Source organism: Lutimaribacter marinistellae (assembly GCF_042648365.1).
Classification (GTDB): Bacteria; Pseudomonadota; Alphaproteobacteria; order Rhodobacterales; family Rhodobacteraceae; genus Lutimaribacter_A; species Lutimaribacter_A marinistellae.
In genome coordinates, this window is record NZ_JBHRXI010000049.1 from 328,511 (window position 1) to 354,018 (window position 25,508).

The window sequence follows — 25,508 nt, forward strand, 5'->3', positions numbered from 1 at the left end:
CGGCAGATCTTGGCGCGAGTGTCTTTCGCAAATCGGCAAGACGCTGCCTGAATCCCTGTTCGCACCCGTCGGCGGGACCCCGCGCACGAAAAAAAGGGGGCCGTTCGACCCCCTTAACCAGTCTCGCCGTCCAGGCTCCCTCGTTGACTGCCCGTGTTTTCTGCCTGCGGCCTGGACGCCGCATGGGACGAGCGCACCCGCCCCGTGTGAGGATGGGAGGAACCGATAGTCCGTTCCCACCCTATTCGTCGGGGCCGGTCACCCGAGAGAATTCCCGGCCCCTGCGCGCCATCGCCGGCGCGGTTGTTCAGCTACATCCGCTGGTCGCCCCGCAGGTGTTGCATTTCATGCAGGTACCGTTGCGCACCAGCGTGTAGTTTCCGCATTCGCCGCACGGATCGCCCTCGTAGCCCTGCATTCGTGCCTTGGTGCGGGCGTCCATCGACGTGGTTGCGGCGGATATGGTCGTCGTCGAGGTCGAGACGGACACCTCGGGCACAAGTGTTTCCAGCGCGCTGGAGGCATCGATACCGCCCTGAAGCACCACCAGATCCTGCGGCAGACGCTTGCGCAGGTAGCCGGTCGAGCTGATCTGCTTGAGCACTTCCAGCGATTTCGACGCGGCGCTGTCGCTCACCTCGCTGACATTCGACACGCCTTCTTCTTCGCCGCGGCCGATATCGTCGAATGTCGCGCCTTCGGGTTTCACATGCGCCAGGTCCGTCCGGTCGAGGTAGGAGACCGCCAGTTCCCGGAAGATGTAGTCGAGGATCGAGGTCGCGTTCTTGATCGAGTCGTTGCCCTGAACCATCCCGGCCGGTTCGAACTTGGTGAAGGTGAAGGCATCCACGAACTCTTCGAGCGGTACGCCATATTGCAGGCCCACCGAGACCGCGATGGCGAAATTGTTCATCATCGCGCGGAAGCCGGCACCTTCCTTGTGCATGTCGATGAAGATCTCGCCAAGGCTGCCATCCTTGTACTCGCCGGTCCGCAGATAGACCTTGTGCCCGCCGACGATGGCCTTTTGCGTATAACCCTTGCGCCGTTCCGGCAGCTTCTCGCGATGCGAGCGGATCAGTTCCTTGACCACCACTTTCTCGATGACCTTTTCGGCCAGTACGGCGGCCTTTTCCTGGACCGATCCGCTTTCCAGAACCTCGGCGGCTTCGTCGTCATCCTCGACCAGTGCAGCGGCCAGCGGCTGGCTCAGCTTCGACCCGTCGCGGTAGAGCGCGTTGGCCTTGACGCCCAGCGACCAGCTGAGTTCATAGGCCTTCTGGCAATCTTCGATCGTGGCCGAATTCGGCATGTTGATCGTCTTGGAGATGGCACCCGAGATGAAGCTTTGCGCCGCCGCCATCATGCGAATGTGGCTGTCGACCGACAGGAACCGCTTGCCCTTTTTCCCGCAGGGATTGGCGCAATCGAAGATCGCGTAATGCTCCTCCTTCAGGTGCGGCGCGCCTTCCAGCGTCATGGTTCCGCAGACATGGTCATTGGCCGCGTCGATATCCTGCTTCGAAAAGCCCAGATGCCGCAGCAGGTCAAAGGTCGGGTCGTTCAGCTTTTCCTGCGGAATGCCCAGAACCTGAGTGCAGAACTCCTCGCCCAGCGTCCACTGGTTGAAGACGAAGCGGATGTCAAAGGCCGATCCCAGTGCTGCGTCTACCTTGGCGAGTTCGTTCGGGCCAAATCCGTGACCGGTCAACGAGGTATGGTTGACCCCCGGCGCATTGCCGATGGTGCCATGACCCACGGCGTAAGACACGATCTCTTCGATCTGGGCCGAGGTATAGCCGAGGTTTTCCAGCGCCGCCGGAACCGAGCGATTGATGATCTTGAAGTAGCCGCCACCTGCGAGCTTCTTGAACTTCACCAGCGCGAAATCGGGCTCAATCCCGGTGGTGTCGCAATCCATCACAAGGCCGATTGTGCCGGTGGGCGCGATCACGGTTGCCTGCGCGTTGCGATATCCGTTCTTCTCGCCCAGCCGCAGCGCCTCGTCCCATGCGCTCTTGGCGAGGTCGACAAGATGCGTGTCGGGGCAATTTTCGTGGTCGAGCGGCACAGGCTTGACCGCCAGTTGCTCATACCCGTCGGTTTCGGCATGCGCTGCGCGGCGATGGTTACGGATGACGCGCTGCATATGCGTGGCGTTGCGCTCGTAACCGGCAAACGGTCCCAGTTCGCCGGCGACTTCGGCCGAGGTGGCGTAGGCCACGCCCGTCATGATCGAGGTCAGCGCACCGCATAGCGCCCGTCCCTCATCCGAGTCATAGCCATAGCCCATGTTCATCAGCAGCCCGCCGATATTGGCATAGCCCAGGCCCAATGTGCGGAAATCATAGGACAGTTGCGCGATTTCCTTGGACGGGAACTGCGCCATCGTCACGCTGATCTCCAGCGTCAGGGTCCACAGCCGGGTGGCATGCATGTAATCCTCGGCCTGAAACTTCCCGTCCTTGAGGAAGGTCAGCAGGTTCATCGAGGCCAGGTTACAGGCGGTGTCGTCGAGGAACATGTATTCCGAGCAGGGATTCGAGCCACGAATCTCGCCATCCTCGGGGCAGGTATGCCACTCGTTCACCGTGTCGTGGAACTGGATGCCAGGATCGGCACAGGCCCAGGCGGCGTGCCCGACCTTTTCCCATAGATCGCGTGCTTTCACGGTCTTGGCGACCTGTCCGTCGACGCGGTTGATTAACTGCCAGTCGGCATCCTTCTCGACCGCATGCAGGAACGCGTTGGTCACGCGGATGGAGTTGTTGGAGTTCTGGCCCGAAACCGAGCTGTAGGCCTCCGAGTCCCAATCGGTGTCATATGTCGGGAACTCGATGCTGGTGTGGCCCTGCTTGGCATAATCCAGCACGCGTTTGATGTAGGTTTCGGGGATTGCCACCTTCTTGGCTTCGCGAACCGCCTTTTTCAGAGCGTCGTTGACGGCCGGGTCATAGGCATCGGCCTCGGCACCGTCCCAAGAGCGGATGGCCTCGAAAATGCCGTTCAGCATCTTCTCGTGCATCTTCGATCCGGCAACGATCGAGGCCACCTTCTGCTCTTCGAGAACCTTCCACTGGATGAAGGCTTCGATGTCGGGGTGATCTGCATCGACGATCACCATCTTCGCTGCTCGACGGGTGGTCCCGCCTGATTTGATCGCACCGGCGGCGCGATCACCGATTTTAAGAAAGCCCATCAGGCCAGAGGATTTGCCACCGCCGGACAGGGGCTCTCCCTCGCCGCGCAGATGGCTGAAATTGGTGCCGGTGCCCGAGCCATACTTGAACAGCCGCGCCTCGCGCACCCAGAGGTCCATGATGCCGCCTTCGTTCACCAGGTCGTCCTGCACGCCCTGGATGAAGCATGCATGCGGCTGGGGATGCTCGTAAGCCGATTTCGACTTGGTGAGCTTGCCGGTCTTGTAATCGACATAGTGGTGGCCCTGCGCGGGTCCGTCGATGCCATAGGCCCAGTGCAGGCCGGTATTGAACCATTGGGGCGAGTTCGGCGCGGCGCGCTGCGTGGCGAGCATGTAGCGCATCTCGTCATAATAGGCGCGCGCATCTTCCTCGGTCGAGAAATAGCCGCCCTTCCAGCCCCAATAGGCCCAGGCGCCGGCGAGGCGGTCAAAGACCTGCTTGGACGAGGTTTCGCCGCCCATCTCGGCCTCCTCGTCCGGCACGCTGCGCCACAGAAACTCGGGCACGTCCTTTTCGCGGACTTTCTTCAGGCGGCTGGGCACACCCGCCTTGCGGAAATACTTCTGCGCGATGACATCGCTTGCGACCTGGCTCCACGAGGCAGGCACTTCGATCTCTTCGAGCCGGAAAACGATGGTCCCGTCCGGATTGCGAATCTCCGAGGTCGCCGAAACGAACTCCAGTTCCGCATAGGCGTCCTGCCCTGCCTTCGTGAATTTGCGGTCGATCTTCATGTTGCGCTGCCCCTGCGTCTGTCCTGGTCGTTGACCCCGGAAGGATCGTTCATGATGCGAGTGCCCTCGCGGGCCGTGTTGGAGACAGCGGAGCTGTGCGCAGCCGAGGCCGCACCCTGCCCATCTTGATGGTTTCCTCGAAACTTTTTGCCTTCCCCAACCGCGCCGTTAGAAACCTGATCGTATCTACCAGATTTAGTATCGGCGCATCCGGCCCACACAATCTGGCGTATCCCGGCCAAGGAGGTCAACGGAATTTTTACCCCCCTGCGCGACTCTTTTTTGTTGACCAATGGCAAGCGGTGGTTGCGCTCTCCGGCGGCTCCGATTCCTCCACATGCAATCCCCAGAGCAGCCCACCGGGAGCGAGGAAAAGGTTAACGCCTTTTCCTTTGTTTTCAGCAGGCTTTAGCACGGGTTTCGAAAATCCATACACCCCTGGTGGGTTCATCCCCAGCGTTGCGTGGACCCGTCATTACCCGGGGAATCGGCGATGTCGGTCGGCCACTTCGACCGTTCAGACCTGTCGCCATCGCAATGTCGGAAAGCGCTCTGTCGGCCCAGACGATCAAGACAAGTGTGGGAGTTGCGCCACAATATCTTGTGTCAGAACCGAAGCGGCCCCACGAATCCATCCGCGCGGACAGATCCGCGCTTTGGCGAAAAAACCGATGGAAGAAGATGGTCGGGGCGGCGAGATTCGAACTCACGACCCCCTGTACCCAAAACAGGTGCGCTACCAGACTGCGCCACGCCCCGGACCGTGCGCCTTCCTAGCGACCGCAATCCGATTTGAAAAGCCCTAACAGGGCCAAGCAGCCGGTCCGTCGGAAAAAACTGGATGGCGCAGTTCCGCGCCCACGGTCAAACTATAGCGTCGCGCCAATCCGCCGTTGATTTCGAGCACCGCGAAAACGGAATCGCCACCCTCGATCTGGGTCTCGTCATGGGGAATCGCTTCGTGGTGGATATGCCGCACGACTCCGGTCCGGTCGACGAACAGCATGTCGAGCGGGATCAGCGTGTTCTTCATCCAGAACGTCACTGCGCGGGGACGGTCGAAGACGAACAGCATTCCCGACTGGCGCGGCAGGTCTTCGACGAACATCAGGCCGCGCGACCGCTCGCGCGGGGTATCGGCAACATCGACGGTAAAGTTGAGCACCGTCTCGCCGTCTCGGATGGTCACCGTTTCGGGCGAGCACTCCGCCTGCGCGACCCCCGCCGTGAACAACAGGACAAGGGCGATCGACAACAGGCGCATTGCGGCTCTCCTCAGCTGGTTTGCGCGGCCTCCCAGGGCAGAACCTGTACCGCCATGCGTCCCCGTTTACCGTCGATCACGCGGATCGCCAAGGCTTCGCCAGGTTGCAGGTCGGCAAGGCCCGACAGGCGCAGCACTTCGATATGCAGGAAAACATCTTCGTCGCGCCCGAACACATTGGCGAACCCGAACCCCTTGCCCTTGTCGAACCATTTGACACGGGCAGGCTCCAACGGCGCGGCCTCGATCTGGGCCGGCTCCAGCTCGGCGAAATCGGCCAACGCCGCAGTGTCCCCGCGCTCGGGCGGGTCGATCGTCAACACCTCGACGGCCTGCGCTCCGCGCTCGGTCCGGTTCACGACGATCTCGATCCCGGCGCCGTCGGCGACCGAGCTCTGACCGAAGTTGCGCAGCACGTTCACGTGCAGCAGGATGTCCTCTCCCCCGCTATCGGCAATGACAAAGCCATAGCCCTTGGCGGGGTCGAACCATTTTACGTGTCCCTTAACACGGTTCATCGCGGTCAGATCTTTCGGCACTGTGTCACAATCACGCTATTAGGCTGCGTTTCAGGCCTCCTGATGTGCAGTATTTTGCAGGCAGAGTTCAAGCTTTAAAAAACGATTGTTTCCAACAGCTTGCATTTCACGTGACGTGAATGTCAGGGATTCAGCCGCTCGATCCGCCAGTTTTCCGCAGCCGAACCGCGCCGCCAGACGAACCTGTCATGCAGGCGGAACGCACCGTCGGCCCAGAATTCGATTTCAACCGGCGTGATGCGGAACCCGCCCCAGAACGGCGGTCGTGAGGGGTTGGGACCCTGTTGCGCCGTGACCTTGGCCACCTCGGCCATCAGTGTCGTGCGGCTGTCGAGAGGGCGCGACTGAGCCGAAGCCCAAGCTCCGAGACGGCTCTTGAGTGACCGCGACTTGTAATAGGCATCCGCCTGCGGCCCTTCTTCACGGGTCACCGTTCCGCGCACGCGAATCTGACGGCGCAGCGATTTCCAGTGCATGACGAAAGCCGCCTTGCCGGCTGCCTCGATCTCGCGGCCCTTCGCGCTTTCGTAATTCGTATAGAATACGAATGCCGCGTCCTCGATCTCCTTGAGCAGCACCATACGCACGTTCGGCAAACCGGACGGGTCCACCGTGGCCATTGCGATCGCGTTTGGATCGTTGGGCTCGGTCTTTTCGGCCTCGGCCAGCCATGTACGTGCAATTGCAAAAGGATCGTCGCCGGCAAAAATGCCGCTGCGGTCTGTCATGTCCCGTCCCTCGTGAGTGTGCGCTGTGAACCCTAGGCCGCACCCTGCGCCTCGGCAAGAGCAGCAGGCTTGATGCGCATGGGTCAATCGCATAAACCACGACGATACAACGCGACGACAGGCGGAGATCCGAACATGTCTAATCAGTTGATGGCCGGAAAACGGGGCCTCATCATGGGGCTGGCCAACGACAAATCCATCGCCTGGGGAATCGCCAAATCCCTGACCGAGGCCGGGGCTGAACTTGCCTTTTCCTACCAGGGCGACGCGCTCAAGAAACGGGTCGACCCGCTGGCCGAAAAACTGGGCAGCAAGATCGTCCTGCCATGCGACGTGGCCGACGAGGAGTCGATCGACGCCTTGTTCGCCGCTCTCGAAAAGGAATGGGGCAAGCTCGACTTCGTCGTGCACGCCATCGGCTTTTCCGACAAGACCGAACTGCGCGGGCGCTATGTCGATACCAGCCGTGCGAATTTCAAACTCACCATGGACATCTCGGTCTATTCCTTCACCGCCGTCATGCAGCGCGCGGAAAAGATGATGCCCGATGGCGGCAGCGCCGTGACGCTCACCTATTATGGCGCCGAGCAGGTGATTCCGCATTATAACGTCATGGGCGTTGCCAAGGCGGCGCTCGAGGCCAGCGTGATGTATCTCGCCGAGGATCTGGGCAAAAAGAACATCCGCGTGAACGCCATTTCGGCTGGTCCGCTCAAGACCTTGGCGGCCAGCGGCATCGGTGACTTCCGCTATATAATGAAGTGGAACGAGTTGAACTCGCCCCTGCGCCGCAACGTGACGACCGAGGATGTCGGCCGCTCGGCGCTCTACCTTCTGAGCGATCTCAGCTCGGGTGTGACCGGAGAGAACCTGCATGTCGATTCCGGCTATCATATCGTGGGCATGAAAGCGGTCGACGCACCCGATATCGAAAAGGGTTGAACCATGAGCGGCAACGAAACCGGGCGCCTGCCCCATGAAAAAGGGTTCCACATCAGCTGGGACCAGATTCATCGTGACGCCCGGGCGCTTGCCTGGCGGCTGGACGGCCAGGGCCCTGACGATGGAGGGTGGCGCGCGGTCGTCGCCATCACGCGGGGTGGCATGGCGCCCGCAATGATCGTCAGCCGCGAACTGGACATCCGCACCGTCGATACGATCAGCGTGAAATCCTACCACCATCAGGCGCAGGGCGTGGCCGAAGTGCTCAAGGCTCCGAATGCCGAACTGATGGGCGACGGCACCGGGATTCTCATCGTCGACGACCTCGTCGACAGTGGCAAGACACTGGATCTCGTGCGGCAGATGTATCCCAAGGCGCATTTCGCGACGGTCTACGCCAAGCCCAAGGGCCGGCCCATGGTTGATACCTTCATAACCGAGGTCAGCCAGGACACCTGGATCTTCTTCCCCTGGGACATGGCCCTGCAATATGTCGAGCCCTATCGCGGTACCGACTGAACAACGGGTCAGCATCGCGCGCGGCCGACCGCCCACACCAGGATCGAGCGCGCCGCAGGCGCACAATCTGATAGTTCCGGCACAAGGATGCCCGCGATGAATCTCACGCGCACCGCCACCACTTTCGCTCCTCCGGTCATGGAGGCGCGCCGCTGGCTTGAGGGCGTCACATTCACGCCCGAGCGGCCACTCATCAATGTCAGCCAGGCCGCGCCGGTCGATCCGCCGCCCGAGGCAATGCGCCGCGCGATGGCGGATTTCACCATGTCGCAGGACGCCGCGCATCTCTACGGTCCGGTCCTCGGCAATTCCGATCTGCGTGCCGAACTCGCGGCGCAGATATCGGCGCATTACGACGCGAATGTAGTGGCGGAGCAGGTTGCGATCACCTCGGGCTGCAACCAGGCCTTTGCCGCGGCGATCAGTGCCATCACCGGCGAAGAGGATGAAGTTATCCTGCCAACGCCTTGGTATTTCAATCATAAAATGTGGCTCGACATGGCGGGCGTTTCGGCGGTGCCGCTTGCCACCGGGCCGGATCTTCTGCCAGATCCCGACGCGGCACGCGCGTTGATCACGGACCGGACGCGTGCGATCGCGCTGGTGACGCCGAACAATCCGGGCGGTGTCGAATACCCCGCCGCGCTGGTGCGCGCATTCCTCGATCTCGCCCGCGAGACCGGCATCCGCCTGATCGTGGACGAGACCTATCGCGACTTCGACAGCCGCAGCGGCGCCCCCCATGACCTGTTCCAACAACCCGGCTGGGATGACACGCTGATCCACCTCTATTCCTTCTCCAAGGCCTATCGCCTGACCGGCCACCGCGTCGGCGCCATCGCCACCTCGCCGGCGTTGCTGGCCGAGATCGAGAAGTTCCTCGACACGGTAGCGATCTGCCCCGGCCAGATCGGACAATTCGCAGCCCTGTGGGGGATGCAGAACCTGTCGCAATGGCTGGCCGGCGAGCGGGACGAGATCCTCGACCGCCGCGCCGCGATTACCGAGGGCATGCCGGCACTCGAAGCAAAGGGGTGGGAGTTGCTCGGGCTGGGCGCCTATTTCGCCTATTTCCGGCACCCTTTCGACATTCCCTCGGATGAGCTGGCGCGCCGGTTGGTGCCCGAGGCTGGCATCCTTCTGCTGCCCGGCACGATGTTCGTGCCCGATGGCGATGCACGTGGCGCGCGCGAGGTTCGGGTTGCCTTTGCCAATCTTGATCGCGCCGGGATCGAAACGCTGTTCCGGCGGCTCGAAAACCTCTCCTTCTGAACTTGCCCCCTGTCCGCGCGCAGCGTAGACAGGGCGCCGATAAAACACCCGGTCCGAGATGAATGCGGGCCGAAGGCAAGGGGGCATCATGGCCGCACGCGTCAACGCACTTTCGAAAACCTTCGTCTGGATCCTGATGGGTCTATTGATGCTGGGGCTTGCTGGGTTCGGTGCGGTCAACCTATCGGGAACCGTCCGCACCGTGGCCGAGGTGGGCGACGAGACGGTCTCGGTCGATGCCTATGCGCGCGAATTGCAACGCGAGATCCGCGCCGTCGAAGCCCAGATCGGAGAGCCGTTGCCGATGACCCGCGCTCGCGAGCTCGGACTCGACCGGATCGCCCTGTCCCGGCTGATCGCGCTCGCCTCGCTCGACAACGAAGTCCGGCAGCTAGGCGTCTCCGTCGGTGACGAGAACCTCCAGCGCGAGATCGTCTCCATTCCGGCCTTCCAGGGCACGAACGGCCAGTTCGACCGCGAATCCTATCGCTTCCAGCTGGAACAGGCGGGTATCTCGGAAACCGAGTTCGAAGAGGATCTGCGCAAGGAATCCGCCCGGACCCTCATCCAGGCTGCCGTGATGGATGGGGTGCGCATGCCCTCGACCCTGTCGGACACATTGGCGGAATTCGTGGGCGCGCGCCGCAGCTTTACCATGGCGACGGTCACGGCCGAACAGCTCGAAGAGCCGATCACAGCCCCGACAGACGCCGAGGTTGCGGCGTTCTACGAAGAGAACACGGATCGGTTCATGCTGCCGCAGACAAAGCGCATCACCTACGCGCTGCTGTCGCCCGCGATGCTGATCGACGAGGTGGAACTTGACGAAGAGTCGGTACGCCGCCTTTACGAACAGCGCGAAGCCGAGTTCAACCAGCCCGCCCGCCGCCTTGTCGAGCGTCTCGTGTTTGCCGATCAGGACGCTGCCGAAAGTGCCAAGGCCCAGCTCGAGGTTGGCGGCTCCAGCTTTGAGCAGCTGGTCGAAAACCGAGGCCTCAACCTTTCGGATATCGACATGGGCGATATGACGGCACGCGATCTCGGCGACGCCGCAGAAGGTGTCTTTGCCGCCGAAGTCGGCGAGGTGGTCGGCCCCCTGCCCTCCGATCTCGGTCCGGCGCTATACCGCGTGAATGGTGTGCTGGCCGAACAGATCACCGAGTTCGAGCAGGTCGCCGACGAGCTGCGTGACGAGCTTGCCGCCGAACGGGCCCGCCGCCTGATCGAGGCGCGCGCCGAGGACATCAACGACCTTCTGGCCGGTGGTGCCACGCTGGAGGATCTGGCCAAGGAAACCTCGATGGAGCTGGGACAGGTCGACTGGACAGAGGACAGCTCGGATGGGGTCACCGCCTATGCCGAGTTCCGCAGCGCCGCCGAGGCCGTCACGCTTGACGACTTCCCCGAGGTCGATTTCCTCGAGGACGGTTCGATCTTTGCAATCCGGCTGGACGAGGAGCTGGAACCGCGGCCCGAACCGCTCGAAACGGCGCGCGACACCGTTGCCGCCACGCTCGAAGCGCAGCGCCTCAGCGATGCGCTCGTGGACCGCGCAGAGACACTGCGAAGCACGCTCGCCGAAACCGGTGATTTCAACGAGACCGGCCTGCCCGTTCAGGTCGAGAACGCCCTGACGCGCAGCGCCTTTCTGGATGGCGTCCCGCAAGGGTTCATGGCCGAGATCTTCGAGATGGAAGAGGGTGAGCTGCGTGTGATCCCTGCCCCCGGCCTCGCGTTGATCGTCAGGCTCGACGAGGTGCTGCCGCCGGCGGAAACCGACGAGTTGCAACAGATGCGCCAGGCGCTGGATGTACAGCTGGGCCAGGCGCTGGCACAGAACCTCTTCGACATTTATGCCCGCACCGCGCAAAGCCGCGCGCAGCCCATGCTCGACCAGCAGGCGCTGAACGCGGTTCAGTCGAACTTCTGACAAAGGACCGACATGGCGCTCGTCCCCGATTTCGAAAGCTTCGCCCGCGCCTACGAGGCGGGCGAGAACCAGGTGGTCTATTCCCGGCTGGCCGCCGATCTCGATACACCCGTCTCGCTGATGCTGAAGCTTACCGGCGCACAGACCGATGCCTTCATGCTGGAATCGGTCACTGGCGGCGAGGTGCGCGGACGGTATTCCATCATCGGGATGAAACCCGACCTGATCTGGCGGTGCGACGGCAAGACCTCTTCGCTCAACCGCGCCGCGCGGTTCGACCCCGACGCATTCGAGCCCCAGACCGGCGACCCGATGGACAACCTGCGCGCGCTGCTGGCCGAAAGCCGCATCGCCCTGCCCCAGGATCTGCCACAGGCCGCCGCCGGTCTCTTCGGCTATCTCGGCTATGACATGGTGCGCCTTGTCGAACAGCTGCCCAACGTGAATCCTGACCCGCTCGGCCTGCCTGACGCACTCATGCTGCGCCCGTCGGTCGTGGCCGTGCTCGACGGCGTCAAGGGAGAGGTCACGGTGGTTTCGCCTGCGTGGGTCAGCGACGGGCAGTCGGCCCGCGCCGCCTATGCCCAAGCGGCCGAGCGGGTCATGGACGCGGTGCGCGACCTCGAGCGCGCGTTGCCCGGCGAAAGCCGCGGCCTCGGCGATGCGGCCGAAGTAGCCGAGCCTGTGTCGAATTTCACCAAACAGGGCTACATGGAAGCGGTCGAGAAGGCCAAGGATTACATCCGCGCAGGCGACATTTTTCAGGTGGTTCCCGCGCAGCGATGGACTCAGGACTTTCCGCTGCCGCCATTCGCGCTCTACCGCTCGTTGCGGCGCACCAACCCGTCGCCCTTCATGTTCTATTTCAACTTCGGCGGATTCCAGATCGTGGGCGCCAGCCCCGAGATCCTCGTGCGTGTCTTCGGGCGCGAGGTCACGATTCGTCCGATCGCCGGGACCCGTCCGCGCGGCGCGACCCCCGAAGAGGATCGCGCGAACGAGGCCGACCTTCTGGCCGATAAAAAGGAATTGGCCGAGCACCTCATGCTGCTCGACCTCGGCCGCAACGATACCGGGCGCGTATCCAAAATCGGCACGGTACGGCCCACCGAGCAGTTCATCATCGAGCGCTACAGCCACGTCATGCACATCGTCTCAAACGTCGTGGGCGAACTGGCCGAGGACAAGGACGCGCTTGACGCCTTTTTCGCCGGGATGCCGGCGGGCACCGTATCGGGCGCGCCCAAGGTCCGCGCGATGGAAATCATCGACGAGCTGGAACCGGAAAAGCGCGGCGTTTATGGCGGCGGTGTCGGCTACTTCAGCGCGGGCGGCGACATGGACATGTGCATCGCTTTGCGCACCGCCATCGTCAAGGATCACAAGCTGTACATCCAGGCAGGCGGCGGCGTCGTCTATGACAGCGACCCCGAGGCCGAATACATGGAAACCGTGCACAAATCGAACGCGATCCGTCGGGCCGCGGCGGATGCGGCCCGCTTCACTGGCGACGGCAACCGGTAACGTCACCCACTCTTGGGCTCGGCAAATCCGTGCAGGGCGCCTTGCGCGCCTTACTCCGCGTTGCTGTCCCGCGTCAGGACCGCCGAGATCGGGGCCAGTGCCACGCGGCTTGCCCGGTCCTGCAATCCCCAGAGCAACAGCGCCGAGATCGTGTCGGGCCGCACGCGTCCCAGCATGATCACCGCCCCCTCCTGCCCGGCGCGGAACGCGGCCTGGTCCAGGAAACGGCGCATGATGGTCGGCGTCTGGCCCGCACCGTCGAAATCGCGGAAGACCACCGCGGCAGGCACGCCATCGCGGGCGGCCAGCTTTTGCACGGTATTGAGCCCGCTATCCTGCGTCACCAGCCCGCGCCCCGTACCCGAGGCGATATCCGTCACCTGGTCCGACAGAGCCCGGTTGCCCTGAAACCCGCTGCCTGTTCCTTCGACAAGGGCCACCGTTTCGGGAAGTCGGTCCAGCCAGACGGCCAGCGCGGTTTCGGCGTCCTGTGGCGTGGCGGCAGCGGGCAGATCGGTCAGCAGCGCCACCTCGAAACCGGCGGCGCGGTGACGCGTCATCTTCTCGGCGGCGGCAGGATCCTCGGGATCGATGGCGAATGTCAGCGGATAGGGAAAATCGGCCAAAGCTTCGGCGCCCAGGGACTCCGGGTCATCGATCAGCAGGATCGACATGAGAGGTTTGTCTTCGGGATTCTCGAAGGGCGCGGCATGGGCGTCGATGGGTTTCACCTCGGGGTCACGCAGGATTTCCGGGGCGCGCCCCCTCTCCGTCAGCGGCACGACCGGCGTCCCGATACTGGGGCTGGTGGTGGCCGGGCTGTCATCGCCAACCTGTGGCAACGCCGCCATGCGCGGTGCATCGGTTGCGGCCTCGGGCGCAGGTGCGTCCCCAACGGCCACTTCCTCCTCTACCGGTGCGGGCGCGGGTTCTTGGGCCGGGCTGGTATCCACTTCGGGCTGCGACTCGGCCTGTGGCACGCTGGCAGCCGCTGCCTCTTCCTGTGTAACGGCGGTATCGGGCGACGACCCGATTGCCGGTCCGGTCTCCTCGGTGCTGGGTGCCGCGAAGCCGCTGCCGGCCTGCGGTTCACCGGGGGCTGCGGGCAAGCGTGGCTGCGATGTCTCGACTTCGGGCCGCGCCTCGCCCTCGGGCGTGTCCGGAACGGCCGCAGGCGCTTGTGGCGCGACGGGCGCATCGGTCTCGACCGCTATCTCGGCGCCCTGCCCCTCGGCCGGACGGTCAAGCGCACCGGTCGCCGGACCCACGCGCGGCTTGTCGGCCGGCGAGGTATCGGCCCCCTCGAGCGCAGCGAGGCTGTCGCTGGTGTCGCCCTCGCGATCGGGGGCGCGCGGTGCAAGCTCGACAAGGTCGGCGTCGCGACCGGCACCGCTCAGGTCGGCCGCACCGTCGCGTTGCGGTTCCGGCGCCTCGGCCTCGGGCGTGTCGCTGCCAACTTCCGGCGCCGGCGGCGGCGGCGATGTCAGAGAAAAGAACACGCCCGCGCCCGCGACGACCACAAGCCCTGCAAGCACGCCGCCCAGAAATCCGCCCATCGCCTTTTGCCTCTCGCTGTCCATTCGGTTTTTTTGTTGTTAATAGCCTGTCCGCCACACCCGCGACGCAGCCCTCGGGACGTCCCCTTGACGCTGCCGCGCAAGCCTGAACAAGTATGGCCCTGACTATATACCTTCCCGTGGCCACGCGCCACCAGCCCGAAATGCCGGATGGACCCGAGGCGCCGCGATGCTGCTGCTGATAGATAACTACGATTCCTTCACCTATAACCTCGTGCACTACCTGGGCGAACTGGGTGCCGAGATGGAGGTGCACAGAAACGACGCGCTGAGCGTTGAACAGGCGATGGCCCTGCATCCCGCTGGCATCCTGCTCAGCCCGGGCCCCTGTGATCCGGACCAGGCCGGGATCTGCCTTGACCTGACTCATGCCGCAGCCGAGGCACGCATCCCTGTGCTGGGTGTGTGCCTTGGGCACCAGACCATCGGCCAGGCCTTTGGCGGTAAGGTCGTGCGCTGCCACGAGATCGTGCACGGCAAGATGGGCCAGATGCATCACCACGGCAAAGGCGTCTTTGCCGGTCTGCCATCGCCTTTCGAGGCAACGCGCTATCATTCGCTGATCGTCGACCGCGAGAGCCTGCCGGAATGCCTCGAAATCACCGCCGAGCTCGAGGATGGGACGATAATGGGCCTTCAGCACCGCGAGCTTCCGATTCACGGGGTTCAGTTCCACCCCGAATCCATCGCTTCCCAGCACGGCCATGACCTGCTCAAGAACTTCCTGTCCGAATTGAAGGTGCCCGCATGAGCGACCGTCTCAAGCCCCTGATCGGCACCGCAGCCGACCGATCCCTGACGCGGGACGAGGCGGAGGCCGCCTTTTCCATCCTCTTTGCGGGTGAAGCCACGCCCAGCCAGATCGGCGGGCTGCTGATGGCCCTGCGAACGCGCGGCGAAACGGTCGACGAATACGCCGCCGCCGCGGGCGTCATGCGGGCGAAATGCAACAAAGTCCGCGCACCCGAGGGCGCGATGGATATCGTCGGAACCGGTGGCGATGGCAAGGGTACGCTCAACATCTCGACCGCGACCGCCTTTGTGGTCGCGGGCGCAGGTGTGCCAGTGGCCAAGCACGGCAACCGCAATCTCAGCTCGAAATCGGGTGCCGCCGACGCGTTGGGCCAGATGGGAATCAACGTGATGATCGGCGCGCAAGAGGTTGAAAAGGTTCTTGAACAGGTCGGCATCTGCTTCATGATGGCACCGATGCATCACCCTGCGACCGCCCATGTGATGCCCACCCGGCAGGAACTGGGCACGCGCACGATCTTCAACATCCTCGGCCCGTTGACCAACCCCGCCGGCGTCAAACGGCAGCTGTCCGGGGCATTCAGCCGCGATCTGATCCGCCCGATGGCCGAAACGCTGGGTCTTCTTGGTTCGGACCGGGCATGGCTGGTGCATGGTTCGGACGGCACGGACGAGCTGTCCATTGCAGGGCTCAGCTGGGTTGCCGCGCTCGAGGATGGAACGGTGAAGGAAGTCGAACTGCATCCCGAGGATGCCGGCCTTCCGGTCCACCCGTTCGAGGACATCCTTGGCGGCACGCCAGCCCAGAACGCCGATGCGCTGCGTGCGCTGCTTGACGGTGCGCCCTCGGCCTATCGCGACGCCGTGCTGCTCAACTCTGCCGCGGCGCTTGTCGTGGCCGAGGCTGCCGCCGACCTGCGCGAAGGCGTGGCCATGGCCTCCGAAAGCATCGACAGCGGCAAGGCCCGCGACAAGATCACAACTCTCGCCCGCATTACACAAGGCTTCGCATGACCGACACCATCCTCGACAAGATCAAGGCCTACAAGCTCGAAGAAGTCGCAGCCGACAAGGCCGCCAAGCCGCTGGACGAGGTCGAGGCCGAGGCCCGCGCCGCCGACCCGGTGCGCCCATTCGGCAAGGCGCTGCTTCAGGCCCAGAAACAGGGCTACGGCCTGATCACCGAAATCAAGAAGGCCAGCCCGTCCAAGGGTCTCATCCGCGAGGATTTCGATCCGGCCACCCTCGCCCAGGCCTATGAGGCTGGCGGCGCGACCTGCCTGTCGGTCCTGACCGACGCGCCCAGTTTCCAGGGCGACAAGAGCTTCCTGACAGAGGCGCGCGCGGCCTGCTCGCTGCCGGTCCTGCGCAAGGATTTCATGTATGACCCCTACCAGGTGGTCGAGGCGCGCGCTCTGGGCGCCGACTGCATCCTGATTATCCTCGCCTCGGTCAGCGATGAGCAGGCCGCCGAACTGGAACAGACCGCCTTTGACTGGGACATGGACGTTCTGATCGAGGTGCATGACCAAGAAGAGGTCAACCGCGCGGAATCCCTGAAAAGCCCTCTGATCGGCATCAACAACCGCGATCTGCGCAGCTTCGAGACCTCACTCGACGTCACGCGCAGACTGTCCCGCATGGTACCGCATGATCGCAACCTGATCTCCGAAAGCGGCCTGAATACGCCGCAGGATCTGGCCGACCTCGCCCGGTACGGCGCGCGCTGCTTTCTGATCGGCGAGGCCCTGATGCGCCAGCCCGACGTGACCGAGGCGACCCGCAAGATCCTCGAAAACCCGCTCGTTCCGGGCATCATGTGAGGTCACGATGGCACTGACCCATTTCGACGCCAAGGGCGACGCCCACATGGTCGATGTCTCGGACAAGCCGGTAACATCCCGCGTGGCCGTGGCCGAAGGGTATGTCCGCATGGCGGCCGAGACCTTCGCGCTGATTTCCGAGGGGCGCGCCAAGAAGGGCGATGTCCTCGCCGTGGCGCGGCTTGCGGGCATCATGGGCGCCAAGAAAACACCGGACCTCATTCCGCTTTGCCATCCGCTGCCGGTTACCAAGGTCGCCGTCGAACTGACGCTAGACCCCGACCTGCCCGGCGTGCGGATCGAGGCGACCGTCAAGACCACCGGGCAGACCGGGGTCGAAATGGAGGCGCTCACCGCCGTCTCAACCGCTGCTCTTACCGTCTATGACATGGTCAAGGCCGCCGACAAGGCGATGGAAATCGGCGGCATCCGCGTCACCCTGAAGGATGGCGGCAAATCAGGCCGGTACGAGGCGACATGATCTCGGTCGAGGAGGCCCGCGCCAAGCTCTACGATCTGGCCACGCCTGTCGGGGTCGAGACGGTGCCGCTGGCACAGGCGGCGGGGCGCATTCTGGCACAGGACGTCTCGGCAACCCGTGACCAGCCGCCCTTTGCGGCCTCCTCCATGGATGGCTACGCGGTCAAACGCGCCGAGGTAGAGCTTCACGCCATGTTCAAACTGGTGGGCGAATCCGCGGCGGGCCATGGCTTCGCCGGTCGTGTCGGTCCCGGTCAGGCGGTGCGGATCTTCACCGGCGCGCCGGTTCCCGAAGGCGCCGATTTCGTCGTCATCCAGGAGGATGTGACCGCCAGGGGCAACCTGATCACCATAACCGATGACCCCGGCGACAAGGATAACATCCGCCCCGCTGGCGGCGATTTCAGAGCTGGGGACACGATCGGCGCGCCGCGTCGCCTGCGCCCCGCCGATATCGCCCTGCTCGCCGCTATGAACATCCCGGCCGTCCCCGTTTCGCGCCGCCCGCAAGTCGCGCTGATCTCGACCGGCGACGAACTGGTGATGCCCGGCGGCGAACCTGGCCCGGACCAGATCATCGCGTCCAACACGTTCGGCCTCAAGGCGCTGTTCGATGCAGAAGGGGCACAGACCCGCATCCTGCCCATCGCCCGCGACCGCGTCAGCTCGCTCGAAACCGCGCTCAACCTTGCGCGCGGCGCCGATCTGGTGATCACGATTGGCGGCGCCTCGGTTGGCGATCACGATCTCGTGGCGCAGGTGGCCGAAGGATTGGGCATGGACCGCGCTTTTTACAAGGTGCGGATGCGGCCGGGAAAGCCGCTCATGGCGGGCCACCTTGCCGGCGCCAGCATGGTCGGCCTACCCGGAAACCCCGTATCTTCAATGGTTTGCGGCCATATTTTCATTCTTCCCATGTTGCGCCGCATGATGGGCTTCGTCCCCGCCGACCCGCAACTCAAGGAGGGGCAGCTTGCCGAGCCGCTGTCCGCGAACGGCCCGCGCGAGCACTACATGCGCGCCTGCATCGGTTCTGGTGGATTGACCGCGTTTCCCAGCCAGGACAGCTCGCTCTTGACCGTGCTGGCCGATGCCGATGCCTTGATCCTGCGCCCGCCAAACGACCCCCCGCGTGACGCGGGAGACACGGTTTTCTACCTACCGTTGTAGCTGTCCGCGCATGGCGTTGACACAAAACAGGAACATGCGTAGAACAAATGTAAACGCATGGGACGGTAAGGTGCTGAAATGCTGACGAAGAAACAGCTCGATTTGCTGGAATTCATTCACAAGCGGTTGCAGGCGGACGGTGTGCCGCCCAGTTTCGACGAGATGAAGGTCGCGCTCGACCTGCGCTCCAAATCCGGCATCCACCGTCTGATCACGGCGCTAGAGGAGCGGGGTTTCATTCGCCGCCTCGCCCACCGAGCGCGCGCCATCGAAATCCTCAAACTGCCCGAGAGCCTTGGCGGTGAAGCCGGAACCGGGGTGCAGCCGCGCATCATCGACGGGGATCGCCCGGATAGTCCTGCCGGCGGCCGTCCCGCCAATGCCGGGCCGGTCACGATCGACGCGCTGGAACTGCCGGTGATGGGCCGCATCGCTGCCGGTGTGCCGATCGAGGCGATCAGCCATGCTTCCCGCCAGGTGGCCGTGCCCGGCACGATGGTGTCCAGCCAGGGCGAGCATTATGCGCTCGAGGTCAAGGGCGACTCGATGATCGAGGTCGGGATCAACGATGGCGACATCGTCGTGATCCGTGAAACCGATGTTGCCGACAATGGCGATATCGTCGTGGCACTGGTCGAAGATCAGGAAGCGACCCTGAAAAAGTATTATCGCCGCGGCGGCTCAATTGCGCTCGAGGCCGCGAACCCCGCCTACGAAACCCGCGTCTACCCCGAGGACAAGGTCCGCATCCAGGGGCGGCTGGTCGGGCTGATCCGCACCTACTGATCCCGCTTTTCCCGCGGGCTCCACAGGCGCGTGCCACCCTGCGCACGCGCCGTGACCCAGCCCTTGTCGACCAGTGCAAAACTGCCCCGCCCGTCAAGGGCATTGGGGTCCAGCACGTCGCAATCCCCTCCCAACGACAGCGGGATCGACGCGACAACCAGCTGGCCTCGCTTGCAGTGGGTCAGCCCGCGCGCCGCTCGTTTTCCCTGGACATGGACGATTTCCATGCCCGCCACCGTGATCTTCGCTATACCGTCATCAATCATCGGCCAACGCGCGGCCGCGCGCGGCTGATCGGCGGTATCGCCGTCATTCTCCAGCCAGACACCGGCGACAAACCCGCTGCCGCGCGCCTTGCTCAGCGCCCGCCCCTCCTCGGTCATCACACCTACAAGAGCGCCATTTTCCGCGATCAGGACGCTTGGCCGTTCCGCCTGCGGCCACAAGGTCAGGGCAGCGACCACAGGCGCCAGTCCGATCCAGCGCAGCCGACCCCGCCACAACATGACCCAGAGCGCCCCCAGCGCCAGGACCGGCAAAATCCACGCATCCGGCGCAACCACATGGCTCTGCGCTCCGTCCAGCCCGGCCACCACATCTGCAACGCCGAGGATCCAGCGCAGGCCCAGCCCCATGATCTCGAGTCCGATCCAATCGAACCCGATGGGCGCCAGCACCGCCGCCAGAACCGCCGCCGGGATGACCATCGACCCCATCAGCGGCACGGAAAGCAGGTTCGCGAACAGCCCGAAATGCGACAGCGTATTGAAATGGGCCGCCCCTATCGGCGCCGTCGCAAGCCCCGCCACGGCCGAGGAGATCACCAACCCGAAGACCGCACCGCGCCAACCATGGCTGACCCGCCATTCGGCATCCCGCATCGCGCCGAACACAGCCACCAGCGCCGTTGTCGCGGCAAAGGACATCTGGAAACCGGGACTCAACAGCGCCTCGGGCCGCAGAACCAGCACCACCAGCGCGGCGACTGCGACCGCCCGCATCGAGATGGCGCGCCGGTCGACCAGGACGGCGCACAGCATCACCGACACCATGACAAAGGCCCGCTCCGTCGCGATATTGCCACCCGAGAGCGCCAGGTACCCCGCAGCGACGATCAACGCTCCTACCGCGGCAAGCTTCCGGACCGGCAAACGCAAGGCCAGTGTCGGAAACAAGGAAAACCCGATCCTCAAAGCGGCAAAGACGAAACCCGTCAGCAGCCCCATGTGCAACCCCGAGATCGCCAGCAAATGCGCCAGGTTGCTTGCCCTCAACGCCTCCAGCGCCGCCTGTCCCACACCGCTGCGATCACCGGTGGTCACGGCCGCCGCGAAACCGCCGACATCCCCCGGCAGGATGCTGCGAATCCGTTCCGACGCCGAAATGCGCAGCGAGAACACGCGCAGACCACCCTCCGGTATTGCGGCTGTCAGGACCGGGACGCGGGTATATCCGACCGCGCCGATCGATTTGAACCACGCGTAGCGACGAAAGTCGAAGCCGCCCGGCTCCACCGGTCCTTGCGGCGGTGACAGATGCGCGGTGGTCATCACCCGCTCACCCGGGACCAGGCGCGCCTCGGGTCCGTGCAGGGAAAGACGCACCCGGCGCGGAACCTTCTCGGGCGACAGATCTCCCATGCGCACCCGGTCAAGTGTGACGCGCAACGCGTCCGACGCGGACCGGTCCAGCGCCACGACGCGGCCCTCGACCGGGCCATAATAGCGAAAGCCCAGAACCGGCCCGCCAACCCGGTGCGCCCGTTCCGCCGCGAGGACGAACCCGAAACCCATCAACGCGAGCGCCCAGAGCAAAGGCGAAAACGCCCCCGGCCAGCGCAGCGCCGCTCCTGCCCCCAGACCCGCGGCCAGCCCCAAGCCGCACAGCGCACCCATGTCCGGTTCCTGCCGGAGCGCGAAGTACACCCCGATCCCCAGCGAGAGGAAAACCGGCGCCCAAGGAAACAGGTATCCCCGCTGGGCCAGAAGGCCGGTCCCGATCCGCGCCACAAGCTGCATGGTTGCCCCGGTTCCCCGGCCTCTGTAGACAGGCGCCAAACGTAGAACGCTCACCCTTTCCAAAAGGTAAATCCACGCAATGCCCGACCAGGTCGTCACCCGTTTCGCGCCTTCGCCCACCGGCTTCCTGCATATCGGCGGCGCGCGCACTGCGCTGTTCAACTGGCTGTACGCCCGTGGGCGCGGCGGCAAGTTCCTGCTCCGGATCGAGGATACGGACCGTGAACGCTCCACGCCCGAGGCGACGGCGGCCATTCTTCAGGGCATGGGCTGGCTTGGTCTCGACCATGACGGCGAGGTCATCTCGCAATTCGAACGCGCCCCTCGCCATGCCGAGGTCGCCCGCCAGTTGCTGGACGAAGGCAAGGCTTACAAATGTTTCTCGACGCAGGAGGAAATCGCCGCCTTCCGCGAAGAAGCGCGCGCCGCCGGGCGCAGCACGCTGTTCCGCTCACCATGGCGCGACGCCGATCCCGCCAGCCACCCGGACGCGCCCCATGTGATCCGTATCAAGGCCCCGATCGAGGGGGAAACGGTGATCCGCGACCAGGTGCAGGGTGACGTGCGCATCCGCAACGACCAGCTTGACGACATGATCCTGCTGCGCTCTGACGGCACGCCGGTCTACATGCTGGCGGTGGTGGTCGACGATCACGACATGGGCGTGACCCACGTGATCCGCGGCGACGATCACCTGAACAACGCAGCACGGCAGATGCTTATCTATAACGCGATGGGGTGGGAAGTACCGGTCTGGGCGCATATCCCTTTGATCCACGGCCCCGATGGCAAGAAACTCTCCAAGCGTCACGGCGCGCTTGGCGCCCAGGAATACCAGGCGATGGGCTACCCGGCCGCCGGCATGCGCAATTACCTTGCGCGGTTGGGCTGGAGCCATGGCGATGACGAGTTCTTTACCGACGCGCAGGCGCAGGAGTGGTTCGACCTTGACGGGATCGGCCGCAGCCCTGCCCGTTTCGACCTCAAGAAGCTCGAGAATCTCTGCGGTCAGCACATCGCCGTTAGCGATGACGCCGCGCTGCGGCACGAAATCGGGGCTTACTGCGCCGCGGCTGGCCTGCCCGCGCTCACGTCACGGCAAGGTGACGATCTGGAGCGTGCGATGTATTGCCTCAAGGATCGGGCACGAACCTTCCCGGAACTCCTTGAAAAGGCTCACTTCGTGCTGACGGAACGACCGATTGAACCCGACGACAAGGCCGCCAAGGCCCTCGCTTCGGTATCCGATGGTATACTGGGCGAATTGACGCCGCAGTTGCAAACTGCTAGCTGGACGCGACAGGATCTCGAAGAGACTCTGAACGCGTTCGCCGAGGCGAAGGATACCAAGTTCGGCAAGCTGGCAGGCCCCTTGCGGGCGGCCCTTGCCGGACGTGCGGTCACGCCGTCGGTCTTCGACATGATGCTGGTGCTGGGGCGCGAAGAAAGCCTCGCCCGGCTGGCTGAGGCAGCAGGCCGCCCGGTTTCATGATCGGGTCATGCCGCCTGGATAAGACCCGCCCTGCGCCCCGCGCGCAGGCACTGCCCGCACGGTTCCGGATGCACCACGCTCCCCGTGCCCGAAAGAGGAAGGGACATAAATGACTGATAGCAAGAAATCAGCCACGCTGACCGTGGATGGCGATTCATACGAGCTGCCTATTTTCTCGCCCACCGCCGGCCCGGACGTGATCGACATCCGCAAGCTCTATGGCACCGCGGGCGTGTTCACCTACGATCCCGGCTTCACCTCGACGGCAAGCTGCGACAGCACCATCACCTTCATCGACGGTGAAAAGGGCGAGCTTCTGCACCGTGGCTACCCGATCGACCAGCTGGCGTCGAAGTCCCACTTCCTCGAAGTCTGCTTCCTGCTGCTCTACGGTCACCTGCCCAACGGTGCCGAGCTTGAGGATTTCGAAACCCGTGTGACCCATCACACCATGCTGCACGAACAGATGCAGTATTTCTTCCGCGGATTCCGCCGTGACGCGCACCCGATGGCCATCATGGTCGGTGTCGTCGGCGCCATGTCGGCCTTCTACCACGACTCGACCGATATCAATGACGAATGGCAGCGCGAGGTCGCCTCGATCCGCCTGATCGCCAAGATGCCGACCATCGCGGCCTGGGCCTACAAATATTCGATCGGCCAGCCCTTCGTCTATCCGCGCAACGATCTCGACTATGCGTCGAACTTCCTGCGGATGTGCTTTGCCGTTCCCGCCGAGGAATACGAGGTCAACCCGATCCTGTCGCGCGCGATGGACCGGATCTTTACCCTGCATGCCGATCACGAGCAGAACGCCTCGACATCGACGGTGCGTCTGGCCTCGTCCTCGGGCGCCAACCCCTTCGCCTGTATCGCGGCCGGCATCGCCTGCCTCTGGGGGCCCGCACATGGCGGCGCCAACCAGGCCTGCCTCGAGATGCTCGAAGAGATCGGTAGCGTCGACCGCATTCCGGAGTTCATCGCCCGCGCCAAGGACAAGAACGATCCGTTCCGCCTGATGGGCTTTGGCCACCGCGTCTACAAGAACTTCGACCCGCGCGCCAAGGTCATGAAGCAGTCGGCCGACGAGGTTCTGGATCTGCTGGGGATCGAGGACAATCCGAAACTGCAGGTCGCCAAGGCGCTGGAAAAGCAGGCGCTCGAGGATCCGTATTTCGCCGACAAGAAGCTGTTCCCGAACGTCGATTTCTACTCGGGCATCATCCTCGAGGCGATGGGCTTCCCGACCTCGATGTTCACCCCGATCTTCGCCCTGTCGCGGACCGTCGGCTGGGTCAGCCAGTGGAAAGAGATGATCGCGGACCCGCAGAACAAGATCGGCCGTCCCCGCCAGCTCTATCTCGGCGAGACCATGCGCGATTACGTCGACATCGAGGACCGCTAAGGCGACTCGGTCTTCTCAGGAAGACTGCGAACAGACCCCGACCGATTGGCCGGGGTCTTAACATTTCGGCGTGGCCGATGGGGATTGTTTCACTTCTGGAAACTCTCACGCGCCATCCATCCTGTCCGCCCCGCGCGACCTGCGAAACGCTGCCGCAGGATTTTCTAAAATTTTCAAAGCCTTCTCCGCAAACCTGTTCCTGCGCATCCCAAAAACCGCTCTCGCGCTCTGGCGGGTCCATGCGTCAGGGCCAAGACTGTGCTACGCTCGCCCGGTACCCGTACACGGGCCTGCGGTTCGATGCGTCCTGACATGCTGTCCCATTGCTGTCTCCATCGTCCCGGCCCACGGCGGATTGAGTGGGGGAAGACAGATGTTACCGATTTACTTGCTCGGCTTGCTGGGCGCTCTGGCCGTTTACGGCGTCTACGAACTCGGCGTTTCAGATGGCGAGGACAACGTGTCCGGCAGTTCATCCGAAACCGAAGATGATATGGACATGACCGAGGACACCGATGGCGAGGGCAGCTCGCCCATGGATTTCATCGGCAATGACACCGTCGAGGGCGATGAGACCGACGAAACCATCGACACCGCCGAAGGCGATGACGATGTCCTTGCTGCGGGCGGCGATGACACGGTCATGGCGGGCGAAGGTGACGACATCGTCGCAGGCGGCGAAGGCGATGACAGCCTGTCGGGCGAAGAGGGTATCGACCTGATGCTCGGCAACGAGGGCGACGACAGCATGGATGGTGGCGCCGATACCGACTGGGTCGAGGCGAACGAAGGCGATGACAGTGTCTCGGGCGGCGATGGAAACGACATCGTCATCGGCAGCGAAGGCGCCGATACGCTCGACGGTGGCGATGGTGACGACCGGCTCTATTCCGGCGACTACCTTCCGCGCAGCCTGACGCTCGACGAGCTGACCGCAACCCGTGCCAGCCTTCAGGCCGGTGACCCGCTGACCCTCCCCGCTGGGCTCTCGCCCGAAATCACCGGCGACGAACAGGCGGACGAGGTCAATGGCGGCGCGGGCGACGACGTGCTGTTCCTCGCCGGTCTCGATCAGGCGACCGGTGGCGAGGGCGCGGATGAATTCGTCCTGCTCGGCAATGGAACCGAGGTCGTTATGATCAATGATTACGACGATGGCGAAGACGCGCTAGTCTACGTTTATGACGCGGGCGAAGACGAGCCGGTGCTCGACCTGACCGACAATGGCGACGGCACCCAGACGCTGACCGCCAATGGCGAACCCGCGGCCGTCGTGGCGGCGGCATCGGTCAGCCTCGACAACGTCATGCTTGTCCAGCGCGGGACCGAGAACGCCTACCAGGTCTGAG

At 63.9% G+C, this 25,508-nt stretch carries 20 protein-coding genes and 1 tRNA gene; 14 read left to right on the top strand and 7 right to left on the bottom strand.

What is annotated here, in order from left to right; all coding sequences use genetic code 11:
* Positions 1-307: 307 nt before the first annotated feature.
* The 5 genes from ACFORG_RS22910 to pdxH all read right to left on the bottom strand — a co-directional run bounded on the left by ACFORG_RS22910 (position 308) and on the right by pdxH (position 6,468).
* A complete protein-coding gene (locus ACFORG_RS22910) occupies positions 308-3,937 on the bottom strand; it encodes a vitamin B12-dependent ribonucleotide reductase (RefSeq protein WP_386737916.1) in 3,630 nt (1,209 codons plus the stop codon).
* A gap of 682 nt (positions 3,938-4,619) precedes the next feature.
* A tRNA-Pro gene (locus ACFORG_RS22915) sits at positions 4,620-4,696 on the bottom strand.
* Between the two features lie 43 nt (positions 4,697-4,739).
* Positions 4,740-5,201, bottom strand: a complete 462-nt coding sequence (locus ACFORG_RS22920; protein WP_386737917.1) for a DUF192 domain-containing protein — start codon at positions 5,199-5,201, stop codon at positions 4,740-4,742.
* Positions 5,202-5,212: 11 nt separating this feature from the next.
* Positions 5,213-5,719 carry a cold-shock protein gene (locus ACFORG_RS22925; protein ID WP_386737918.1) on the bottom strand — a complete coding sequence of 169 codons (507 nt, stop codon included), beginning with the start codon at positions 5,717-5,719 and terminating at the stop codon, positions 5,213-5,215.
* A gap of 143 nt (positions 5,720-5,862) precedes the next feature.
* Positions 5,863-6,468 (bottom strand): pyridoxamine 5'-phosphate oxidase, encoded by a 606-nt coding sequence (gene pdxH / locus ACFORG_RS22930; RefSeq protein ID WP_386737919.1) that lies wholly within the window; start codon positions 6,466-6,468, stop codon positions 5,863-5,865.
* A gap of 135 nt (positions 6,469-6,603) precedes the next feature.
* Here pdxH and fabI point away from each other — a divergent pair, with 135 nt between their 5' ends.
* The 5 genes from fabI to trpE all read left to right on the top strand — a co-directional run bounded on the left by fabI (position 6,604) and on the right by trpE (position 12,655).
* Entirely contained in the window at positions 6,604-7,410 is an 807-nt protein-coding gene (gene fabI / locus ACFORG_RS22935) for an enoyl-ACP reductase FabI (protein WP_386737920.1), read from the top strand.
* A 3-nt stretch (positions 7,411-7,413) separates the two neighbouring features.
* The gene (gene gpt, locus ACFORG_RS22940; RefSeq protein ID WP_386737921.1) at positions 7,414-7,929 is read left to right on the top strand and encodes a xanthine phosphoribosyltransferase; all 516 of its coding nucleotides are present in this window, start codon (positions 7,414-7,416) and stop codon (positions 7,927-7,929) included.
* Between the two features lie 96 nt (positions 7,930-8,025).
* Positions 8,026-9,201, top strand: a complete 1,176-nt coding sequence (locus tag ACFORG_RS22945) for an aminotransferase (RefSeq protein ID WP_386737922.1) — start codon at positions 8,026-8,028, stop codon at positions 9,199-9,201.
* 88 nt (positions 9,202-9,289) lie between these two features.
* Complete coding sequence (locus ACFORG_RS22950) at positions 9,290-11,131, top strand: peptidyl-prolyl cis-trans isomerase (RefSeq protein WP_386737924.1); 1,842 nt, start codon at positions 9,290-9,292, stop codon at positions 11,129-11,131.
* A 12-nt stretch (positions 11,132-11,143) separates the two neighbouring features.
* Complete coding sequence (gene trpE / locus ACFORG_RS22955; protein WP_386737925.1) at positions 11,144-12,655, top strand: anthranilate synthase component I; 1,512 nt, start codon at positions 11,144-11,146, stop codon at positions 12,653-12,655.
* A gap of 50 nt (positions 12,656-12,705) precedes the next feature.
* Here the strand turns inward: trpE and ACFORG_RS22960 are convergent, their stop codons facing one another.
* A complete protein-coding gene (locus tag ACFORG_RS22960) occupies positions 12,706-14,211 on the bottom strand; it encodes a divergent polysaccharide deacteylase family protein (RefSeq protein ID WP_386737926.1) in 1,506 nt (501 codons plus the stop codon).
* Between the two features lie 190 nt (positions 14,212-14,401).
* On the opposite strand from ACFORG_RS22960, the gene ACFORG_RS22965 reads away from it, so the two are divergent.
* The 6 genes from ACFORG_RS22965 (at position 14,402) to lexA (ending at position 19,244) form a co-directional block, all read left to right on the top strand.
* Positions 14,402-14,983 (top strand): anthranilate synthase component II, encoded by a 582-nt coding sequence (locus ACFORG_RS22965; RefSeq protein WP_386737928.1) that lies wholly within the window; start codon positions 14,402-14,404, stop codon positions 14,981-14,983.
* Entirely contained in the window at positions 14,980-15,999 is a 1,020-nt protein-coding gene (gene trpD, locus ACFORG_RS22970; protein WP_386737929.1) for an anthranilate phosphoribosyltransferase, read from the top strand. Before ACFORG_RS22965 ends, trpD begins: the two co-directional genes overlap by 4 nt.
* The gene (trpC, locus tag ACFORG_RS22975; protein ID WP_386737930.1) at positions 15,996-16,808 is read left to right on the top strand and encodes an indole-3-glycerol phosphate synthase TrpC; all 813 of its coding nucleotides are present in this window, start codon (positions 15,996-15,998) and stop codon (positions 16,806-16,808) included. The genes trpD and trpC overlap by 4 nt, the downstream gene beginning before the upstream one ends.
* Positions 16,809-16,815: 7 nt before the next feature.
* Entirely contained in the window at positions 16,816-17,289 is a 474-nt protein-coding gene (moaC, locus tag ACFORG_RS22980) for a cyclic pyranopterin monophosphate synthase MoaC (protein ID WP_386737931.1), read from the top strand.
* Positions 17,286-18,458 carry a molybdopterin molybdotransferase MoeA gene (locus tag ACFORG_RS22985; RefSeq protein WP_386737932.1) on the top strand — a complete coding sequence of 391 codons (1,173 nt, stop codon included), beginning with the start codon at positions 17,286-17,288 and terminating at the stop codon, positions 18,456-18,458. Before moaC ends, ACFORG_RS22985 begins: the two co-directional genes overlap by 4 nt.
* A gap of 78 nt (positions 18,459-18,536) precedes the next feature.
* The gene (lexA, locus tag ACFORG_RS22990) at positions 18,537-19,244 is read left to right on the top strand and encodes a transcriptional repressor LexA (RefSeq protein ID WP_386737933.1); all 708 of its coding nucleotides are present in this window, start codon (positions 18,537-18,539) and stop codon (positions 19,242-19,244) included.
* On the opposite strand, the gene ACFORG_RS22995 is transcribed toward lexA, so the two are convergent.
* Positions 19,238-21,262: a ComEC/Rec2 family competence protein gene (locus tag ACFORG_RS22995; protein WP_386737934.1), complete on the bottom strand. Its 2,025-nt coding sequence runs from the start codon at positions 21,260-21,262 to the stop codon at positions 19,238-19,240. The genes lexA and ACFORG_RS22995 overlap by 7 nt on opposite strands.
* Positions 21,263-21,341: 79 nt before the next feature.
* Between ACFORG_RS22995 and gltX the strand changes: the two genes are divergently transcribed.
* From gltX to ACFORG_RS23010, 3 genes are all read left to right on the top strand, one after another.
* Entirely contained in the window at positions 21,342-22,754 is a 1,413-nt protein-coding gene (gltX, locus tag ACFORG_RS23000) for a glutamate--tRNA ligase (RefSeq protein ID WP_386737935.1), read from the top strand.
* Between the two features lie 109 nt (positions 22,755-22,863).
* Entirely contained in the window at positions 22,864-24,159 is a 1,296-nt protein-coding gene (gene gltA, locus ACFORG_RS23005) for a citrate synthase (RefSeq protein ID WP_386737936.1), read from the top strand.
* A 373-nt stretch (positions 24,160-24,532) separates the two neighbouring features.
* Positions 24,533-25,507 (top strand): calcium-binding protein, encoded by a 975-nt coding sequence (locus ACFORG_RS23010; protein ID WP_386737937.1) that lies wholly within the window; start codon positions 24,533-24,535, stop codon positions 25,505-25,507.
* Position 25,508 lies beyond the last annotated feature (1 nt).

Coding starts and splice junctions, on each gene's coding strand:
- ACFORG_RS22910 (WP_386737916.1), bottom strand. CDS start 3,937: ATGAAGATCGACCGCAAATTCACGAAGGCAGGGCAGGACGCCTATGCG.
- ACFORG_RS22920 (WP_386737917.1), bottom strand. CDS start 5,201: ATGCGCCTGTTGTCGATCGCCCTTGTCCTGTTGTTCACGGCGGGGGTC.
- ACFORG_RS22925 (WP_386737918.1), bottom strand. CDS start 5,719: ATGAACCGTGTTAAGGGACACGTAAAATGGTTCGACCCCGCCAAGGGC.
- pdxH (WP_386737919.1), bottom strand. CDS start 6,468: ATGACAGACCGCAGCGGCATTTTTGCCGGCGACGATCCTTTTGCAATT.
- fabI (WP_386737920.1), top strand. CDS start 6,604: ATGTCTAATCAGTTGATGGCCGGAAAACGGGGCCTCATCATGGGGCTG.
- gpt (WP_386737921.1), top strand. CDS start 7,414: ATGAGCGGCAACGAAACCGGGCGCCTGCCCCATGAAAAAGGGTTCCAC.
- ACFORG_RS22945 (WP_386737922.1), top strand. CDS start 8,026: ATGAATCTCACGCGCACCGCCACCACTTTCGCTCCTCCGGTCATGGAG.
- ACFORG_RS22950 (WP_386737924.1), top strand. CDS start 9,290: ATGGCCGCACGCGTCAACGCACTTTCGAAAACCTTCGTCTGGATCCTG.
- trpE (WP_386737925.1), top strand. CDS start 11,144: ATGGCGCTCGTCCCCGATTTCGAAAGCTTCGCCCGCGCCTACGAGGCG.
- ACFORG_RS22960 (WP_386737926.1), bottom strand. CDS start 14,211: ATGGGCGGATTTCTGGGCGGCGTGCTTGCAGGGCTTGTGGTCGTCGCG.
- ACFORG_RS22965 (WP_386737928.1), top strand. CDS start 14,402: ATGCTGCTGCTGATAGATAACTACGATTCCTTCACCTATAACCTCGTG.
- trpD (WP_386737929.1), top strand. CDS start 14,980: ATGAGCGACCGTCTCAAGCCCCTGATCGGCACCGCAGCCGACCGATCC.
- trpC (WP_386737930.1), top strand. CDS start 15,996: ATGACCGACACCATCCTCGACAAGATCAAGGCCTACAAGCTCGAAGAA.
- moaC (WP_386737931.1), top strand. CDS start 16,816: ATGGCACTGACCCATTTCGACGCCAAGGGCGACGCCCACATGGTCGAT.
- ACFORG_RS22985 (WP_386737932.1), top strand. CDS start 17,286: ATGATCTCGGTCGAGGAGGCCCGCGCCAAGCTCTACGATCTGGCCACG.
- lexA (WP_386737933.1), top strand. CDS start 18,537: ATGCTGACGAAGAAACAGCTCGATTTGCTGGAATTCATTCACAAGCGG.
- ACFORG_RS22995 (WP_386737934.1), bottom strand. CDS start 21,262: ATGCAGCTTGTGGCGCGGATCGGGACCGGCCTTCTGGCCCAGCGGGGA.
- gltX (WP_386737935.1), top strand. CDS start 21,342: ATGCCCGACCAGGTCGTCACCCGTTTCGCGCCTTCGCCCACCGGCTTC.
- gltA (WP_386737936.1), top strand. CDS start 22,864: ATGACTGATAGCAAGAAATCAGCCACGCTGACCGTGGATGGCGATTCA.
- ACFORG_RS23010 (WP_386737937.1), top strand. CDS start 24,533: ATGTTACCGATTTACTTGCTCGGCTTGCTGGGCGCTCTGGCCGTTTAC.